Annotated in this window: 18 protein-coding genes; 5 read left to right on the forward strand and 13 right to left on the reverse strand. The window is 45.2% G+C overall.

The features are described 5' to 3' along the window. The 3 genes from VNM22_03925 (at position 1) to VNM22_03935 (ending at position 3,098) form a co-directional block, all read left to right on the forward strand. Positions 1 to 561, forward strand: coding sequence for a Fe-S-containing hydro-lyase (locus VNM22_03925; protein ID HWP46290.1), 561 nt, complete (start codon positions 1 to 3; stop codon positions 559 to 561). A gap of 72 nt (positions 562 to 633) precedes the next feature. Then, positions 634 to 1,437: an SDR family oxidoreductase gene (locus VNM22_03930; protein ID HWP46291.1), complete on the forward strand. Its 804-nt coding sequence runs from the start codon at positions 634 to 636 to the stop codon at positions 1,435 to 1,437. A 119-nt stretch (positions 1,438 to 1,556) separates the two neighbouring features. Further along, the gene (locus VNM22_03935) at positions 1,557 to 3,098 is read left to right on the forward strand and encodes an AMP-binding protein (protein ID HWP46292.1); all 1,542 of its coding nucleotides are present in this window, start codon (positions 1,557 to 1,559) and stop codon (positions 3,096 to 3,098) included. Between the two features lie 14 nt (positions 3,099 to 3,112). On the opposite strand, the gene VNM22_03940 is transcribed toward VNM22_03935, so the two are convergent. The 3 genes from VNM22_03940 to VNM22_03950 form a co-directional block, all read right to left on the reverse strand. Beyond that, positions 3,113 to 4,888, reverse strand: a complete 1,776-nt coding sequence (locus VNM22_03940) for a CTP synthase (GenBank protein HWP46293.1) — start codon at positions 4,886 to 4,888, stop codon at positions 3,113 to 3,115. 6 nt (positions 4,889 to 4,894) lie between these two features. Further along, positions 4,895 to 5,623, reverse strand: coding sequence for a 3-deoxy-manno-octulosonate cytidylyltransferase (kdsB, locus tag VNM22_03945; protein ID HWP46294.1), 729 nt, complete (start codon positions 5,621 to 5,623; stop codon positions 4,895 to 4,897). 677 nt (positions 5,624 to 6,300) lie between these two features. Further along, positions 6,301 to 6,759: an SRPBCC family protein gene (locus VNM22_03950; GenBank protein HWP46295.1), complete on the reverse strand. Its 459-nt coding sequence runs from the start codon at positions 6,757 to 6,759 to the stop codon at positions 6,301 to 6,303. Positions 6,760 to 7,108: 349 nt separating this feature from the next. On the opposite strand from VNM22_03950, the gene VNM22_03955 reads away from it, so the two are divergent. Next, positions 7,109 to 7,441 (forward strand): 4Fe-4S dicluster domain-containing protein, encoded by a 333-nt coding sequence (locus tag VNM22_03955; protein HWP46296.1) that lies wholly within the window; start codon positions 7,109 to 7,111, stop codon positions 7,439 to 7,441. A gap of 217 nt (positions 7,442 to 7,658) precedes the next feature. Then, complete coding sequence (locus VNM22_03960) at positions 7,659 to 8,609, forward strand: hypothetical protein (GenBank protein ID HWP46297.1); 951 nt, start codon at positions 7,659 to 7,661, stop codon at positions 8,607 to 8,609. Between the two features lie 61 nt (positions 8,610 to 8,670). Here VNM22_03960 and VNM22_03965 read toward each other — a convergent pair whose 3' ends face one another. The 10 genes from VNM22_03965 to VNM22_04010 form a co-directional block, all read right to left on the reverse strand. After that, positions 8,671 to 9,462, reverse strand: coding sequence for an enoyl-CoA hydratase (locus VNM22_03965; GenBank protein ID HWP46298.1), 792 nt, complete (start codon positions 9,460 to 9,462; stop codon positions 8,671 to 8,673). 113 nt (positions 9,463 to 9,575) lie between these two features. After that, positions 9,576 to 10,958, reverse strand: coding sequence for an MATE family efflux transporter (locus VNM22_03970; GenBank protein ID HWP46299.1), 1,383 nt, complete (start codon positions 10,956 to 10,958; stop codon positions 9,576 to 9,578). Positions 10,959 to 10,968: 10 nt separating this feature from the next. Then, positions 10,969 to 11,838, reverse strand: coding sequence for an ATP phosphoribosyltransferase (gene hisG, locus VNM22_03975; protein HWP46300.1), 870 nt, complete (start codon positions 11,836 to 11,838; stop codon positions 10,969 to 10,971). A 12-nt stretch (positions 11,839 to 11,850) separates the two neighbouring features. Next, positions 11,851 to 12,075, reverse strand: coding sequence for a DUF2905 domain-containing protein (locus VNM22_03980; GenBank protein ID HWP46301.1), 225 nt, complete (start codon positions 12,073 to 12,075; stop codon positions 11,851 to 11,853). Further along, entirely contained in the window at positions 12,068 to 13,039 is a 972-nt protein-coding gene (locus tag VNM22_03985) for a Gfo/Idh/MocA family oxidoreductase (GenBank protein HWP46302.1), read from the reverse strand. The genes VNM22_03980 and VNM22_03985 overlap by 8 nt, the downstream gene beginning before the upstream one ends. 96 nt (positions 13,040 to 13,135) lie before the next feature. Then, positions 13,136 to 13,726 (reverse strand): hypothetical protein, encoded by a 591-nt coding sequence (locus VNM22_03990; protein HWP46303.1) that lies wholly within the window; start codon positions 13,724 to 13,726, stop codon positions 13,136 to 13,138. Between the two features lie 68 nt (positions 13,727 to 13,794). Beyond that, a complete protein-coding gene (locus VNM22_03995) occupies positions 13,795 to 14,592 on the reverse strand; it encodes a DUF169 domain-containing protein (GenBank protein HWP46304.1) in 798 nt (265 codons plus the stop codon). Between the two features lie 147 nt (positions 14,593 to 14,739). Then, a complete protein-coding gene (locus tag VNM22_04000; protein HWP46305.1) occupies positions 14,740 to 15,303 on the reverse strand; it encodes an outer membrane beta-barrel protein in 564 nt (187 codons plus the stop codon). A gap of 96 nt (positions 15,304 to 15,399) precedes the next feature. Then, positions 15,400 to 15,660 (reverse strand): KTSC domain-containing protein, encoded by a 261-nt coding sequence (locus tag VNM22_04005; GenBank protein ID HWP46306.1) that lies wholly within the window; start codon positions 15,658 to 15,660, stop codon positions 15,400 to 15,402. Then, entirely contained in the window at positions 15,657 to 17,147 is a 1,491-nt protein-coding gene (locus tag VNM22_04010) for a hypothetical protein (protein ID HWP46307.1), read from the reverse strand. Before VNM22_04010 ends, VNM22_04005 begins: the two co-directional genes overlap by 4 nt. Between the last annotated feature and the right edge of the window lie 585 nt (positions 17,148 to 17,732).

Raw genomic sequence — 17,732 nt, forward strand, 5'->3', positions numbered from 1 at the left:
ATGTCCGAGATACTTAAGATAACCCCTCCTTTATCCGAGGAACTCCTTGCCCGGTTGAAAGCAGGAGATAAAGTATTGATCCAGGGGATTCTTTATGCAGCCCGTGATGCTGCGCACAAGCGGATGATGGAATTGATGGATAAGGGTGAAGAGCTTCCCATCGATCTACGCGGTCAAATTATTTACTATGTAGGTCCCACGCCTGAAAAACCCGGACAGGTCATAGGCTCGGCCGGACCTACGACCAGTTCTCGAATGGATCCTTATACCCCTCGACTCATCGCAGAGAAAGGTCTGAAGGGAACTATTGGAAAGGGATGGCGTTCCCAGGAGGTTAAAGATGCCATGAAAACCTATAAGGCTGTTTACTTTGGAGCCATTGGAGGGGCCGGGGCCCTGATTGCCCGCACCATCAAGAAATCTGAACTTGTAGCCTATGAAGACCTGGGTCCAGAAGCCGTCCGTCGACTGGAAGTAGAGGATTTTCCGGCTATTGTAATCAATGATATTTATGGAGGGGACTTATACGAGGAGGGAATAAAAAGATATACCAGGATTTGATTTAAGAAAGTATTCTACCACGTAGCCCTGCGCAGTTGTTAATACCTGATTAACGATTGTCCGGGATTAAGTATGAATCTTCAAAACAAAGTCATTATAGTAACCGGAGGAGCCAACGGCATTGGGCGTGCGTTGTGTCGTCGCTTTGCAGCGGAAGGTGCGCGCGGCATTGTCGTGGCTGATTTAGACGGAGAAGGTGCGACCCAGGTAGCCGGGGAAATCAACGGTTTAGCTGTTATCACCGATGTAAGTATTGAGGCAGATATAATTCGTTTGGTTAAGCGGGCTGTAGAGACCTACGGACCCATTGATCTCTTCTGCTCCAATGCAGGAATTGCGGGAGCTTCGGGCGGTATAGAGGTTCCCAACGATGCCTGGCAGCGCATTTGGGAGGTAAACGTAATGGCCCATGTCTATGCAGCCCGAGCCGTTCTACCCGGCATGTTGGCGCTTGGAGGGGGTTATTTATTACAAACCATCTCCGCAGCCGGTTTACTAACCCATATCGAGGCAGCTCCTTACTCCGTTACCAAACATGCTGCCCTTGCCTTTGCCGAGTGGTTGGCAATTGTTTATGGCGATGCCGGTATCAAGGTTTCTTGCCTGTGTCCCCAAGGGGTTCGTACCAGGATGTTGCTCGGCGAAGATGGAAAAAGGGAAAGCTTTTTATTGGAAGGGGCCCTGGAGCCGGAAGAGGTGGCCGAAGTCGTTGTCAGAGGTTTAGCCGAAGAACGCTTCCTCATTCTTCCACATCCTGAAGTTGCCGAATACTTCCGTCGTAAAGCCAATGACTATGATCGTTGGATCCGAGGGATGCGCCAACTTAAAACGAAGATCCGCAAGGAAACCTCAGAGGGGGGAGAGGAGGCGAGTTAGCCAAAACTGATCCGGTTATGCCCGGTTGCCGATGGACGATTTGTTTACAGGATCCGGGCAGACTTATCCAGGGTTACCTGCTACCTTTGAACCGGAAGACCCTATAAGGAGAAAACCTCATGCCTTTTATAAGCTTGACAAGAATGATGGAGTGCCTGGCCCGGGATTATCCTGACAAGTTGGCTCTGGTTTGTGAAGATCGAAGGTTGACCTATGGAGAGCTTAATGATCGGATTAACCGACTGGCCCATGCCCTTTTAGATAAGGGAATTCAAAAAGGGGATAAGGTAGCCGTGCTGAATTCCAATGGTGTGGAAATGATTGAAAGTATCTATGCGGTGCTGAAAACGGGTGGTGTGCTGGTTCTTTTAAATTCCATGGTGAAAGGAGAATCCCTCAGGCTCATGTTAGACGACTCAGATAGCGTTGCACTGATTTGTGGCGAAGCTTTCACCCGGGAAGTGGATTCTTTGAAGGCAGGACTTCCCAAGATTCAGCCGGATCACTACATTTGTACCGGATCTGCTGAGGTTCCAGGGTATATTTCCTATTCGCATATTATGGAAACCTGTTCGGGAAAAAATCCTGAAATTCCCATCTTTCCAGAAGATTTGTTTAATGTTATTTACTCCTCCGGCACAACGGGACTTCCCAAGGGGATCGTTCATAGTCACGATCATCGCTGCCTTTTCGTTTGGACGTATATGAGGGAGTTTATCATCCACTTTGAAAGTGTGATCTGTAACTCGACCCCTCTTTATCACAACGGTTCCTGGGTTTTTGTTCTTCCGGCCCTGTTTGTGGGTGCAACGGTTGTCATCATGAAGAAGTTTCATCCTAAAGGATTTCTGGAGCTAGTGGAGAAAGAAAAGGTGACCCATGCGTATCTGGTTCCTACCCAGTATATTGCCTTGATGGAATATCCTGAATTTCATTCCTATGATAAGAGTTCTCTGGAGGTTCTTCTTTCCCTGGCTGCTCCCTTGTCCAGAAAAACCAAGGAAGATATTTTAAGTAACTTTTCCTGTCGCTTCTTCGAAATGTACGGGGTAACCGAAGGTTTTTCAACGATCTTAAAGCCTGGGGATCAGCGGAGGAAACCGGGTTCTGTGGGGAAGGCCACATTAGGAAGTGAGCTGCGGGTGGTAGATGACCATATGAAAGATGTGCCTGTAGGGGAGGTTGGGGAGATTGTAGGGCGGGGAACTTTAACCCCCTTGGGGTATTACAAAAAACCCGAGCTTACAGCCCAGACTATTGTAGAAGGCTGGCTTCGAACCGGTGATCTGGGAAGGTTAGATGAGGAAGGTTATCTGTACCTGGTAGGTCGAAAGAAAGATATGATCCTATCGGGTGGAGTGAATATCTATCCTGAGGATATCGAAGAAGTTATGATGCGCCATCCTAAGATCTTGGAAGTCAGTGTGTTTGGAGTTCCCCATGAGAAGTGGGGAGAGACTCCCTGGGCTGCGGTTGTTTTAAAAGAAGGTCAAGAAGCAACCCAGGAGGAGATTTTAGAGTGGACGAATTCCCGACTTGCCCGATATCAGAGGATCAGTGGGGTAGACTTTATGAAAGAGCTACCCCGTAACCCTGCCGGTAAAGTACTTAAAAGAGAACTTCGGGCTCCTTATTGGAAAGGCCTGGAAAGGGAAATTTAGATTTTCCAGGAACCTCATAACAAGGTTTTATGCTTAATAGCCGCTGCAATAAAATCCCTGAACAAGGGATGGGGATCTCGAGGTTTAGATTTAAATTCTGGATGAAATTGGGTAGCTAAAAACCAGGGATGATCCCTCAGCTCGATAATTTCTACCAGATTACCGTCTGGCCAAACACCGCTGACGACCAGACCTTTGCTTTTTAAAAGATCCAGAAACTGGTTGTTGACTTCGTAACGGTGGCGATGCCTTTCAGAAACTTCTAACTTCCCATAGGCTTTATGGGCCAGGGAGTCTGATTCTATTTTACAAGGATAGGCTCCTAAACGCATGGTACCCCCCTTGTCGGTTACTTTTTTCTGTTCCGGGATTAGATCGATCACCGGATCCAGATCCTTTTGGGCAAACTCCGAACTATTTGCCTGGGTAAGACCGCAGACATTTCGGGCAAATTCGATCACAGCACATTGTAACCCCAGACAAAGTCCCAGATAGGGAACTTTATGCTCCCGGGCATACTGAACGGCCTTAATCTTGCCTTCGATTCCCCGTTCTCCAAATCCTCCGGGAACGAGAATTCCATCGATGTGGGAGAGATAAAGATCAGGTCCCTTCCTTTCTATCTCTTCTGCTTCGATCCATTCTAAATGGACCCTGGCTTGATTGGCAATCCCACCATGGATCAGCGCCTCGTTCAGGCTCTTATAAGAATCCTGAAGATTCACGTACTTCCCTACAATGCCAATGGTTACTTCAAACTTGGGAGAATGCAGCGTATGGATAATCCGTTCCCAGTCACTGAGATCCGGTTCTCGTGGACTGGAAAGTTTAAGGAGCTTGAGAATAATCTCTTCCAAGCCTTCACGATGAAAGACGAGGGGAACATCGTAGATATATTCAACATCCTTAGCAGTTATCACCGCCTTTTCATCCACGTTACAATAAAGAGCAATTTTCTTTTTAATGCTATCCGGTAAAAAGCGGTCGGTTCGACAAAGGATGATATCCGGCTGAATTCCGATTTCACGTAGAGCCTTTACACTATGTTGGGTTGGTTTTGTTTTTAACTCATCCGCCGCCTTAATATAGGGGACCAGGGTCAGGTGGATATAGATCACATTCTCCGGACCGACATCTGCTTTAAATTGTCGGATTGCTTCCAGGAAGGGTTGGCTTTCAATGTCTCCGACAGTTCCTCCAATCTCTCCGATGACCACATCTACGCCATGGGAGATTTTCAAGATAGCTTCCTTAATTTCATCGGTAATGTGAGGAATAACCTGAACGGTTTTTCCAAGATAATACCCCTTGCGTTCCTTCATTATAACGGAGTGGTAAATCTTTCCGGTCGTTATGTTATGATCCTTGCTGGTTCGAGTATTGGTAAACCGCTCATAATAACCCAGGTCCAGGTCTGTTTCTGCTCCGTCATCGGTTACATAAACCTCCCCATGTTGGAAGGGATTCATTGTGCCGGCATCTACATTGATATAGGGATCAAACTTTTGCAAAGTAACTTTAAATCCTCGACTCTCTAAAAGAGCTCCTATGGATGCAGCAGCCAAGCCTTTTCCCAGAGAGGATATCACACCTCCGGTAACAAAGATATATTTAGTCGGCATACTTTCTGGTAGGCGGGGAAGTACGGAAGTGTGGGAGTGTGGGAGTATGGGAGTATGGGAGTGTGAGAGTAGGGAAGGATAAAAGGGTGGATAGCTACTTCCATACTTCCATACCCCCATACTCCCACACTCCCACACTCCCATACCCCCATACTCCCACACTCCCATACCCCACTACCCACCCCGAAGTCTTTTTATAACTTCCTTCAAGTCCTCGGGTGTATCGACTCCAATGGATTCATACTCAGTTTCAATGACTTTAATTTTAAAACCGTTTTCCAAAGCTCGCAATTGTTCAAGTTCTTCAGCCTGCTCCAGAAAGGTCGGTTGAAGTGAGGCGAACTTTAAGATGAATTCCCTGCGATATGCATATAAGCCGATATGTCGATAATGAACCCTATATTCTTCTCTTCGAAAATAAGGAATGGGAGAGCGAGAAAAATAAAGAGCCATATCGTTAAGGTCCGTTACCACTTTTACCACATGAGGGTTTTTAAGCTCCTCGAAGCTCTTAATCTTATGCTTGAGGGTCCCCATCGGGATTTCGGGATCTTCCAGTAGAGGTCGTACAACCTGATCAATCATATTCGGTTCGATTAAAGGTTCATCTCCTTGAACATTGATGAAGATATCCGAAGGATCTTCACGGGCAACTTCAGCGAGACGATCGGTCCCAGACCGATGGGTTTTAGATGTCATAATGGCTTCCCCCTTAAAGTTTAAAACAACTTTCAAGATGCGTTCATCGTCCGTTGCAACAACAACCCGCTGGGGTAAGGAAGCCTTCTGGACCCTTTCATACACGTGTTGAATCATCGGCTTACCGCAAATATCGGCCAGAACCTTTCCAGGAAACCGGGATGAATGATATCTCGCTGGAATAACGGCAGTAATTTTTTTCATTAATCGTAACTCTTTTTTTAATATGCAGCCGTCGATCTAAACAAAGATCGTCCATGCTGAATAAGTAAGATAAGATAGATACCTGAAACCCCGGAAGGTAGGGACGACCGGCCGGTCGCCCGTATTTAATTATTTTAAAAATTATAGGGTTTATAATCCTCTAAGTCAAGAATAAAAGCTCGGAGAGTAACTATAACAATTTAGTAGGTGTCACTTTTTCTGTCTGAACCCCCCATCCCCCCTCCCTTACAAGGGCAGGTTTTTTGGGCCTAACCCCTCCGACTCCCCTTCCCTCGTAGAGAAGGGGAGAGTTGGGACTCAGGTTATCCCCAAGTTCCCCCTTCCCGGCGCAGGAAGGGGGTTAGGTTAGAAAAAACCTACCCCTAAAAGCCCCCCTCCAGGGGGGACTGACACAGAGTTGCTGCTGCTGAATCCCCCTTGGAGGGGCAGAGGGTGTTTCTTTTTCCACCTACTAAATGGATACGGATACGATCGGAGAGAGGGGTGTTAATTTACCATTGTACGGGTTAGCGGCCGCTAACCCGTACAATGGTAGATCATTCCCCTTGTATGGCCCCGGCGAGGCAATCTGTTTAGAGCAGGGAAAACAAAAGGATCTTCGGTATCCATTTAACGGACACCCCTGCGGCCTGGAGAAATAAGAAGCAAGAAGGCGCTCAGATCTCTCTGGAGTCTTCAAAAGCTTTTCGCGTAACCTCGTGGCGATACGCGAACATTTTCTGGAGTCGGGGCCTGATCAGGAACGACGCAACCACGTTGCTTATGACCCCACCGGGAAGTGTATATTCGATTTCATCTCGGAGGAGGGTTCCCCCCTCCGTGGGTTGGAAAAGATGCCGATGGTACCAGGATTTGAAGGGCCCCTGGAGCTGCTTGTCGGCAAATAGTTTATTCTTCTCATATTCGACATGTTCAATAACCCATCGAAACGAAACAAAACCCAGCGTAACCAATAAAACAACTTGCTGGCCCACTTCAAGGGTAGAGGCTCGTTTTAAGATTTCCACTTTTTCCCAGGGAGGGATCAAACGTTGCAAAAAATCCGGCTTTTCATAAAGAGCAAAGACTTTCTCTACCGGAGCCGGAATAAAACTTTCTTGGATGAATTTGGGCATAACCAAACTCGTATAGACCCTTCTTTTAGCAGAGGTCCGATGAGTTGAAAATCAAGGTATAAAACTCATCAAGATATAAAAATTAAGTCGAATGAGGATCATTGTCAAATAAAATAAAAGCCGTAGTCTTTCCCTGTATAGGATTTTCACCCTTACTTCGTTCCTGAACTTTAACCCGAGAACGAGAAAACAGGATTGTGAGCCTAAATATTATATGGAGGTGTAATTTACGGTTGACTTATCTATATTTGCCTCCTAAATTAATCAAAGGAGAATCAGACAATAAGAGGATTTTAACCAACCTAGTTTCTAGTTTTTAGAGATCATCTGTTTTACGAGGAGGATAACCATGGCAACCAAGATCACAGATGAATGCATCAATTGTGGGGCTTGTGAACCGGAATGCCCGAATACGGCTATTTATGAAGGTGGGGTAGAATGGGAGTTAGATGGAGTCAAGTATCCACCCCTTTCCAATGATTATTACTATATCGTTCCTGATAAGTGTACCGAGTGTGTAGGTTTCTATGATGAAGAACAGTGCGCCGCCGTTTGTCCCGTAGATTGCTGTATTCCCGATCCAGACAGACCCGAAACGGAAGAAGTTCTTATTGAAAGGGCTAGAAGGCTTCATCCCGATACCGACTTTGGAGATAATTTCCCTTCCCGGTTCAGAAAGTAAGCAGGAGTTTCATAAACCGCGAAGAACACCACAAGCAGGAAGAGTTTTCTATTCTTCATCCTGATGGTGTTCTCCGTGGTTAACTAACCATAAAGGTTTGCCGTCCAATCGGTTAAAACAAAAAATCAAAGGTCCTCGGCTCACTATATTCGGAAGAGCTTATCCGAGCAGGATTATTGGACTTCATAATCGATTTAGAGCCAGGACTGATAAGCGGATGATCTATCAGGATATCCGGAAACATCCCGGCAAACCTCATCCGGGAGTTTTGGGAATTTATGTCCCAACCCGGGATCGTCATATTATCTATCTGCGCCGGGGAGCTAAGGATATCACGGTAGCCCATGAACTGATGCATGCCATCCTCTATGAAGAGGGGTATGTAACTATTTATGGTCGGGAAGAGGATCACAGGAAAGAACCTAGAATTACAATTTTAGCCCATAAAATACAGGATGTGGTTATTCATCCGGTTCTATTTCAGCAACTTCGACGCTCCGGATTTGATGTGGACCAAGAAGAGCACCTCCGGAGTACCTCTTTAATTCAAACCCTTCAAAAAATTCCCGCCGAACCCCCCTGTCCTTATACTTCGGAGTATATCTTAAACCTCTTCTCGGAGGCTATTTCTTACGTAGAATCGTATTTCAGATATCCCCTGGTTCGTGAGCAGCTTCAGAAGGTCTATCGGGAGCGATTTCCGGCTACTCTGGAACTCGGAGAGAAAATCATCCAACTGATAAGCTGGGTTCCTGACCGGACCCCTTTAAAGTATCGAGTTCTTATAACCCGCCTGATTCACTATCTGGATCAAGTTGCAGAAACCCATCACATTAAGTTATCTCTACCGACCCGCTTGCTTCTGCCTCCCTTCCTCGTTAAAAGCCGACTTGGGGATCCTGCCCGGGAATTTTTTTCTCTGAGGATGGTTCAAGAATTCCCCCAGGATTTACTGCCGGTCCTGGCTCTTCAGTTCATTCCCGATAAAAGTTACAGCCGGGTATGGACTTTTAGACAGGTAGAAGAATTAGATCGGGCCTTTGACCAACTTCAGAAGCAACTTCAGGAAATGACCGTGGAGCGTTTTCTAGAGTTTAATCACCTCAAATATCTCCTTATCGAGAAAAAAGGTCGAAAGCGCTGTTTGGTTAAGAGAATTGCCTTCTAAACGGTCCTGACCCTTGGGTTGCCACAAATCAGGAAAATCGTAGGGTGATTTTCGTAAGGAATTAAATTCCTTTGAAAACAGGTTTTCGCTTCTCTAAGAAAGCCTGAACTCCCTCCTTGAAGTCTTCTGTCAGGAAACAGGCCAGGTGAAGGTGTTCTACCTCGGAATCAACCTGGGTTAAAGCCGGATCTTTCAGGCAGTGATTAATCATTCTCTTGGCTCCCTGGATGGAAAGAGGAGCGTTTTGGGCAATGGTATCGGCCATTTCTAGGGTGAAGGACCGAAGCTGGTCATGAGGGATAACCCGATTAACCAATCCCATCTCTTTGGCTTCCTGAGCGGTGAATAACTGGGCAGTAAATAAAATCTCCTTGGCGTAGGCCGGTCCTACCAGGTTAATCAATCTTTGGATATCGGTAAAGCTAATGACAATGCTCAATTTAGCTGCCGGGATACCAAATTTGGCGCGATCACTACAGATCCTCAAATCACAAGCAATAGCCAGTTCTAGACCTCCCCCTACGGCATAACCATTGATCATAGCAATAACTGGCTTTCTGGCCTGTTCGATGGCTTTAAGGGCTTTGTCTACTGCTTCATTATAGGCCCGAACCCCTTCAGGATCATTCCTTCGGATTTTAAATTGCGTAATATCTGCACCGGCTGCAAAGGATTTGTCACCATTGCCGGTAAGAAGGATAACTCGAACCGTGGGATCCTCATCTAGCTCTTTCACCAGAACAGGAATATCCTGCCACATTTCATAGGTAATAGAGTTCCGTTGCTCCGGACGATTAAACACGATAAGAGCTTTTTGCCCTTCTCTCTGGATGAGGAGATCTTGCGTTGACATAGTTGACTGCGAAAACCCAATCTCACAAGGTGAAGACTAAAAGATCCATAGGTATCTTCATGTTTTTTACTTCTAGAGTGCTTTCATATTCTTTTTATCTTTGAGATAAAGGGTTATACTTTTTTCAATTTCCACTTACCCGCTCTAAACCAGATAATTAAAAGGACGGCATTAAGCATATGGGAGACGACAATGGCCAGCCAGACTCCCTTGAGCTGAAGGGTGGTATGATGTGCAAGAAAGTATGCCAGAGGGATTTGAACTCCCCATAGGGCGATGCTCGCCGTAATCAGAGGGGGAACTGCATCTCCCGCTCCATTAAAGGAACGACCCAGAATCAGGGCTATTCCCAGGAATACATAGGATAAGGTTGTAAATCGGAGATAGGTAGATCCTATGGTAATCACCTCGGGGTTTTTATCAAAAACACGAATCAATCCAGGGGCGAAGGCAAAAAAGGTTACAGCCAGTATAAGCATTAGAATGATACCCCAACGAACCGCGACCCAGGCACTTTTTTCGGCACGATCCGGTTTTTGAGCTCCCAGGTTCTGGCCAACCAGTGTAGCCGCGGCTAAAGAAAGACCCAATGTGGGAAGGGTTACCACCATATCTAACCGACTGGCTCCGATTCCAAAGGCTGCAATGGCGGCTGTCCCATAAGGAGTTACGATTTTCATGAGCGCTACTCGGGCCAGACTTCGAAGAAAGGTTTCTGCGGAACCTGGAACTGCAATCTTAATAAGCTGCCAGATCACCTGGAAGTCTAACCGGATCCTTTGTAAGGAGATTTGGATGGGAGTCGAGCCTTTAAGGAGAAGATACAGGGTGATCAGAGAGCCCACTCCCAAAGAAATAACCGTAGCATAAGCGGCCCCATCTACCCCCAGTCTGGGAAAAGGCCCCCAACCGAAGATCAATAGAGGATCCAGGATGATATTTAAGAGAATGGAGAATCCCAGAATCTTAGCCGACAAAGCGGCTTCTCCAGCTCCTCGAAGGGCCGCGCTGCTGATAAAAAGAAAAAGAAAAGCCAGAGTTCCTGCAAAGGATATTTTGAGGTAACCCAGGCCAACTTGAATAACCTCAGGGGTCGCACCCATCAATTTGTAAATCGATTCTGAATAAATATATCCGGGAATACCAACTACGATAGAGAGAAGCATTACGATTGCCAGAGATTGAACAGTAGCATGGCTGCTTTGAGTCAGGTCCTTGGCTCCGACAGCTCGGGAAACCAAAGCTACTGTTGCACTGGATAAACCGGTTCCCAGGGTGATGAGGAGGATCATGATCAGGGCAGACATGGATACCGCTGCAATGGCGGAAGAACCCAGCTTCCCTACGAAATACATGTCCACCAGGTAAAAAACCATCTGCAAGAACATCCCCAGGGTCATGGGAATGGAGAGTGCCAGAAGATTTTTCCCTATACTCCCTTCGGTCAAGTCTCGCCTGGATTCGGTCAGGTTTAATTTAGATTTAGGTTCAATCATGGTGATGTGGCTAGGGAATAACTTTATTCAAAGGATATTCCACAATCCCTTGAGCTCCTGCCCTTCGGAGATCTGGAATAATTTCCCGGGCGACTTTTTCATTAATAACGACCTCTACGGCGACCCAATCCGGATCTTGAAGATTCGATATGGTAGGGGTATGTAAGGCAGGAAGAATTTTTGAGATCCGGGGCAGGTTGGCCCGGTTGATATTCATTTTGAGTCCCACCATTTCTTCTGCCATCAAGGCGCCTTTTAAAAGGCAGGCAATATTTTCTATTTTTTGCCGTTTCCAGGGATCCTCCCAGGCCGATCGGTTGGCAATTAATTTAGTGGTAGACTCCAAAACCAGGTCGATAATTCGGAGGTTATTGGCTCTCAGGGAACTCCCGGTTTCCGTAACTTCTACAATAGCATCGGCCAATTTCGGGGGTTTAACCTCCGTTGCGCCCCATGAAAATTCTACTTGCACTTCAATATTTCGGGATTTGAAAAATTTTCGAGTTACATTGACCAGCTCCGTGGCAATTCGTTTTCCTCTTAAATCCTCCACCTTCTCAAAAGGTGAATTCTCCGGAACGGCTACAACCCATTTTACCGGTCGTAATCCCTGCTTGGCATAAACCAGATCGGCTACCTCAATCACATCGGCTTCTTGTTCAAGGATCCAATCGCGTCCTGTAAGTCCTATGTCCAGTACACCATTTTCAACGTAATGGGCCATTTCTTGAGCACGAATTAACAAGCCTTCCAGCTCCGGATCATCAAAATTGGGAGTGTAAGCCCTTTGACCGATGGTAATAATATAACCGGCCTTTCTAAATAAATCGAGGGTTGAGTCTTGCAAACTTCCTTTAGGAAGTCCCACTTTAAGTTTCATCTTATTTTTCTCCTACCTTCTACTTAACAGATTTAAAATAATCGTCAGAATAATACTGATGAGAATCGAGGTCATGAGAGGAAAATAGAACGTAAAATTCTTTTTTTCAATATAAATATCTCCAGGTAGTCTTCCAATAAAAGGAATTTTATCGACGAACAATAATATTAGCCCGATCACGATAGCAATTCCTCCAAAGAGGATAAGCATTTTTCCTAAATTGCTCCACTCAAGCATTTTTGATACTCTCCAAAATTTCTACTGCTACCTCTAAGGCCCTGCGTCCCGCTTCTCCGGAGACCAGAGGCTTTTTCTTATGGGTAATACATTCTACAAAGGACTCCAATTCCATTCTAAGGGGTTCTCCTTTGGTTATTTCAACTTTTCGAACAGCAATTTCAGGGCGGTCTAAGGCAGATTTTTCATAGGTCGAAAGCGCTTCCGGATACTTTAGTTCTGCAAGGATCAACTCTTGAGCCTGATAATCCAGAGAAAGATAACGCTCCTTTTGAAAAATCCTCAGTTTTCGCTCCTGCTTAAGACTCACCCGGCTTGCTGTCATGTTGGCCACACACCCAGATTCAAATTGAACTCGAACATTGGCAATATCGATGTTTGAAGTCAAGACGGGAATTCCAACCGCCTGGATATATTTCACAGGAGAAGGCACCAAACTTAATATAATGTCTATATCATGGATCATCAAATCCATAATCACATCAATGTCGGTACTTCGGTCTGGAAAATGGCTGATGCGATAGGATTCGATGAATTTTGGATCCTTAGCTAACCGATGTAAAGCTTGAACGGCTGGGTTAAACCGCTCTAAATGTCCAACCTGAAGGATGAGTTTTTTGGCTGCAGCCAGGTCGATGAGCTCGTTAGCTTCTTGAAGGGTCTTGGTCATCGGCTTTTCTATCAAAACATGGATACCTGCCTCCAGGCAATCCTTGGCAATATGATAGTGTTCCAGGGTGGGAACGACAATACTGACTGCATCAACCTGACCAAAGAGATCCTGATAATTCTGATAAGCCTTAACTTTATATATCTGGGCAATTTCTCTGGCCCGAACCCCATCGATGTCTACGACTCCTATCAATTGACAGGTTTCCAGCTCAGAATAAATTCGAGCATGATGACGTCCCAAGTGTCCAACGCCGATAACCCCAATCCGTAGTGGTTGCTTAGCGCCTGACAAACCCGGAAAAGTCTGTCATAACGACTTGAATCGTTCAGGAATTTCTATCCCTTATAGGGTAACGACTTAAGTCGTTATGACAAAACCGTACATGGCTTACAGTTGGGAACCTTCTTTTTTCTCTTCCGATGGTTGCGTTCCTGCCGGAGGTACAGGCTGTGGTGTTTCTGTTCCCGATTTCTCTTTCTCGAGGGGTGGTAACTCAGGGGTCGGTATTTCCCGCTTAAGGGAAGGTTCCTCTTTGCTGCCGGATTCTAAAGGAGAGGGGGCTACCTTTAAACTTCTCTTAGATCGGGGTACCCATTCCCCACCTCGTTGGGCCAATTGGATCCACTCCTGGTAGTTGTACCTGGGGGACCAGTTCTTCGCAACGGGAATTCTCAGAAGCTGCCCGGGCTCTAATCGGTTGGGATTTCTTATCTGATGTCGATTTGCTCGATAGATTTTTTTCCATTGTCGTGGATCTCCATAATAATAGCCGGCCAGTAAATGTAAATTTTCCTTGCCGGAGACCTGATGAAGAACCTCATGGGGAAGGTTTCGCGCTTCAGGAGGTAAATCCTTATCCGGAGGTTCTGGAGGAAGGGGTTTAATAAAACCATCTTGGGCCATGCTTGAACTGACCAGAATAACCAACCCAACCACCAGACTGATTCCAAGACCAAAAATAGCGGTTAACTTTTTCATATCTACTCCTCCTTTTCAAGGAACAATAAGTCGTGAATACCTTAAACACTGAAAAAACCCTCGGTTGTTCAGGACTCATTACCCATTGTTTGCGATTCTTCCCACATCTGTAAAAGCCTGTCATATTTGGGGGGAAACTTCCCCTGGTAATTCAAGAAGGGGGTTGCCGGGTAGCGAATGCCTGCTTTGTGGGTGGCCCTTAAACCTTCCAGAACTGTTTCCAATTTATTATAGGGAATTGTAAAGGCCATCTCGTGATCCTGGGTCTGTGCAAAAAACCGGTCTCCCGTACAGGGTAAAATAACCTGACATTCCCCGGTCTTCATGGTCGTAACGGTCATATCGGCACAATCTGCACGTCCTGAAAAAGAGGAATGAATTCGTCCCCCCTTTTTGTAAAGGGCGGCCTGTACCAGCCGCATCACTTGAGCCGAATTCCCGAAAATTAAAATAACATCCGGTTTGAAGGTTGCTTTGTCCAGGGGAGCAACCAGAAAATATTTATATCGTCCTACCTCAAATTTATCCAACTCTGCCTCCGTTACCCTTCCTGCTTCGGCCGTTTCCGTGTACATGCCTTCACAAAGATTCCCTTCGGTATAAAAGGCATTCGGCTCACCAAATCCAAGGGCTATCATCCCCAAGGAACAACAGTGGTCTTCCTTCCCGATAGCCAATGTCCACCCATAACGCCGGGCCATGGAAATAGTCTGACAGGTTGCTACTTTGATTCCTAAATCTTTAACCGGCCTTCGGGCTTTCTCAGGAATCTCATCGGCTGATTTCAACATTTTGATCGCCAGAGGATAGGTACTGGGTCGAAGATAAAAGTCTATTTCTTCTGCAGCTTTTTTTAAGTCTACCATGCCCGTTTCGCCTCCTTGTTGGAATAAAATTTGATTTTCTTCAGGCTAATACGTCTTTCCCTTACTGTCAAGAAATAAGGATTTTAGAATTACGAATTTAAAGTCTAACGGGTGGTAGAAGCCACCAAGAGAATTTTAAATAAAGCCTTATCTAAAAAAGAAACTTAAACCTCCCGTAAGGGCAAAGTAATCTGGATTGGAAACATGAAGCCTACCCTGCATATCGAAGGCCAGCGAATCACTGAGGAAGTACATAAAACCACCCCCCACATGGAGGCCCACATCGGCTTCAGTGCTGTTTTCACCAGAGGAAAAACCCAGAGGGCTTAAGTTTACATTGGAAGAAGTGATATAAATACCTAAACCTCCACTTACATAGGGGATCATCCTTCCGTAGGGGGCCAGCAGGTATCGAATGCCACCGGTTAATTCTAAAACCGAGAGGTCAGCATTTATACCTAATACCTCCAGATCCTCATCCTCTGAGAGGGGAGCATAACTGACATTCACTTCCGCTATAAGGTTACTGCGAAAACCGTATAAAAGTTTTTCACCCAAAACAAAACTGGTATCTGCTACGTCACTGAGATCTCCAACTGGAAATAAAACACCTACATTTCCGTTGATTCCCCATCTTCCGGTAAGATCAACGGCAGCTACAGGAGATGCATAACAAACTACCATCACAAGGGAAAATATTACCTTTTTCATGAAGTCCTCCTTTAGTTAAAAATAGAGTTGGTAGTGCCTGTCACAGATATCATGGGGTAGTGTCTAAGAATATCTTAGAAACGGAGCTTTTTGTGCTTATTGAGGTTTTTTTCTTATCCTTTCATAGGGATAGTGACCGATAATGTGGGTACGCATATATTGTCCTTTAGATTCAGCCGTTATCAAGCCTTCGTACAGTTCCCTGGATATATGGAAGTAACGATAAATACCCCCTGTACGGAAGACTACTTCTAGAATCTGGGCCGCATCATCATATCCAACGGCATAGAGCATGGTCGAATCAACCTTGGTTAATTGCCGAATGCCCTTCCCGTTAGAGTCTGTCTTTTCTATCATCCTAAGTACCTGCTGAGTCGTTCCTTAATCCCATCCAAAGAAATTTCTCCTATCCCAATCCTCTGAGCCAGCTCCTCCAGAGTATATCGCTGCCCGTACTTCCAGATATTGAGAAGAAATTCTCCGGCATGGGGATTTCGAAACCAGTCTTCATCAAAATTCTCGGTGAGAAACCAGCTTAACTGGGCCTCAAAGATCCAGGCCCTGAGATATCGAGCGGCGTAAAAGTACGAATCTACATCATAAAGATAATGATCGGAATCATATACCACTTTACAGGCGTCGGTTAAGAGCTCTCGATAAACCTCTTTCTTGCCACTTAAGGAGCCTCCATCATGGAGGAAAAGTTCATAGGCCAGTTTAGCCCCATATCGGCGAAGGAAATAAAGATATTTGAGGTGTAGAAGCTGGAGGAAATTCTGGGTTTCTTTCCCCATATCCAGATAGCGCTTCAGCCAAAGCGGATTCAATATCATGTGCTCTAGTGTAAAAGCGTGGGCTTCCGTAACAGAACTATCTCCTAACCAGCGAAACTCAAAAGGCTCCTCGTGGGAGGTATATCCGAAATGTAAGGAATGACCCAATTCATGAAGGAAAGCCCGATAATCTTCCACACCGCCTCGGGGTAAGATAACCAAAATAACCTGATCCGGTACATCGAGAGTGGCACAAAAGGCCCGAGGAGATTTACTTGGACGTGGTTCTGTATCAAAGGTAATCCGACCTTCTGCCGTAATATCCAGTTTTAAAGCCTCACTCCATCGTCGCATCAAAGGGATCATCCAGCCTTTAGGGAAAAAGTTGTCATATTCGTGGAAACGAAAGAAATAGGCCAAATCGGATTTTTGTGCTTCCCGGAGCTTTAATCCCATTTTTTTATTAAGGGCCCAACTTAAAACATCCACATACAACTCTTCCGTTTCAGAGAGAAATTTTTGCATCTGATTATTTAAACTTTTTAAATCAATTCCGCTTAACTTTTGAAACTGATCTGTATAATTAGAAAATCCCAGTTTGCCGACCTGATCGTAGGTTCGTTCCCAGGATTCTTCCAGCAGTGGATTCAATTCTCGGATAACCTTCCTCTGCCCCTGGTAAATCAAGGCTCGTCGCTCCCGGTTTTGTTCATTGGCTAAGGCTACTTCGGCCCTTCGAAAAGGGATTTCTTCTTCCCGAGGAAGCTTAACGGTCGCTTTAGCTTCCAAAGTAAGAATTTTGTCGGTGAGATGGTTAATCTCCCTTCTCTGATGGGCCACGGTTAAATACTCGTACAAGAAGTTTAGTCGCTTTCGTTCCTCTCCCTCTGATTTGACAAGATCGGTTTTGAGGGTCTCTAAGGTTTCTTCTGTAAAAAGATTTGTATATTTGAGGTAAACATCAGAAAGCCGACTCTCTTCTTTTAAGCCGGCCCGGTTCTGGTATAATTCCTGGTTGGATTCTTTGATAAAACTTTCGGTTTTATTACGAATGTCCAGGGTAGTTTTCATGGATTGGCCCGTTATCCATAGTTCGTTGTCCGTTGTATAAAACAAAGAACAACAGACGACGGACTGAATACGCTTCTATCACTTTTATCTTTATTATGTATAATGGTAAGAATTCCAGGCCCTGTCAACCTTAAATCCTTGACAAAAGATCCCTAGGGCCAGAATGAACCGGAAGATGACTAACAACCCAACCACCCCACTTGCCTTATTTGAGGAGTTACCTTCAGGTATCCCAGACGCAAAATCGGAGATTATCTCCCAAACCGGAACCTGAAATAGGTTGAAAAATTTATATGGGCCTCTGAAAAGATCATTAAAAAAATAAAACTTGACATCAACCCCTCTTTTACGTAAAGTTTGTTATACATTTCACGATGACCCGGAGGTTTCTTCTGAATTTCCTTAGAGTTTTATAGAGAGCTTCTAAAAAAGTTATCAACAACCACCTTTTTCCAACTTCTAAAAAAGGCTTCTTCTTCATCTTGACAATGACGAGATAACTGAGTATTTTTTCGACTTAGTGAGTCAAAGAAATGAAAGAATTTTAAGTTATCTTTAAAGTGGTTCAGGTCCATTAAATACCCT

Source organism: Candidatus Limnocylindrales bacterium, assembly GCA_035559535.1.
GTDB lineage: Bacteria > Moduliflexota > Moduliflexia > Moduliflexales > JAUQPW01 > JAUQPW01.

Excerpts from the sequence above, each read along its gene's own strand:
- VNM22_03925 (HWP46290.1), top strand. The coding sequence starts at position 1 with ATGTCCGAGATACTTAAGATAACCCCTCCTTTATCCGAGGAACTCCTT.
- VNM22_03930 (HWP46291.1), top strand. The coding sequence starts at position 634 with ATGAATCTTCAAAACAAAGTCATTATAGTAACCGGAGGAGCCAACGGC.
- VNM22_03935 (HWP46292.1), top strand. The coding sequence starts at position 1,557 with ATGCCTTTTATAAGCTTGACAAGAATGATGGAGTGCCTGGCCCGGGAT.
- VNM22_03940 (HWP46293.1), bottom strand. The coding sequence starts at position 4,888 with ATGGGAGTGTGGGAGTATGGGGGTATGGGAGTGTGGGAGTGTGGGAGT.
- kdsB (HWP46294.1), bottom strand. The coding sequence starts at position 5,623 with ATGAAAAAAATTACTGCCGTTATTCCAGCGAGATATCATTCATCCCGG.
- VNM22_03950 (HWP46295.1), bottom strand. The coding sequence starts at position 6,759 with ATGCCCAAATTCATCCAAGAAAGTTTTATTCCGGCTCCGGTAGAGAAA.
- VNM22_03955 (HWP46296.1), top strand. The coding sequence starts at position 7,109 with ATGGCAACCAAGATCACAGATGAATGCATCAATTGTGGGGCTTGTGAA.
- VNM22_03960 (HWP46297.1), top strand. The coding sequence starts at position 7,659 with ATGATCTATCAGGATATCCGGAAACATCCCGGCAAACCTCATCCGGGA.
- VNM22_03965 (HWP46298.1), bottom strand. The coding sequence starts at position 9,462 with ATGTCAACGCAAGATCTCCTCATCCAGAGAGAAGGGCAAAAAGCTCTT.
- VNM22_03970 (HWP46299.1), bottom strand. The coding sequence starts at position 10,958 with ATGATTGAACCTAAATCTAAATTAAACCTGACCGAATCCAGGCGAGAC.
- hisG (HWP46300.1), bottom strand. The coding sequence starts at position 11,838 with ATGAAACTTAAAGTGGGACTTCCTAAAGGAAGTTTGCAAGACTCAACC.
- VNM22_03980 (HWP46301.1), bottom strand. The coding sequence starts at position 12,075 with ATGCTTGAGTGGAGCAATTTAGGAAAAATGCTTATCCTCTTTGGAGGA.
- VNM22_03990 (HWP46303.1), bottom strand. The coding sequence starts at position 13,726 with ATGAAAAAGTTAACCGCTATTTTTGGTCTTGGAATCAGTCTGGTGGTT.
- VNM22_03995 (HWP46304.1), bottom strand. The coding sequence starts at position 14,592 with ATGGTAGACTTAAAAAAAGCTGCAGAAGAAATAGACTTTTATCTTCGA.
- VNM22_04000 (HWP46305.1), bottom strand. The coding sequence starts at position 15,303 with ATGAAAAAGGTAATATTTTCCCTTGTGATGGTAGTTTGTTATGCATCT.
- VNM22_04005 (HWP46306.1), bottom strand. The coding sequence starts at position 15,660 with ATGATAGAAAAGACAGACTCTAACGGGAAGGGCATTCGGCAATTAACC.
- VNM22_04010 (HWP46307.1), bottom strand. The coding sequence starts at position 17,147 with ATGAAAACTACCCTGGACATTCGTAATAAAACCGAAAGTTTTATCAAA.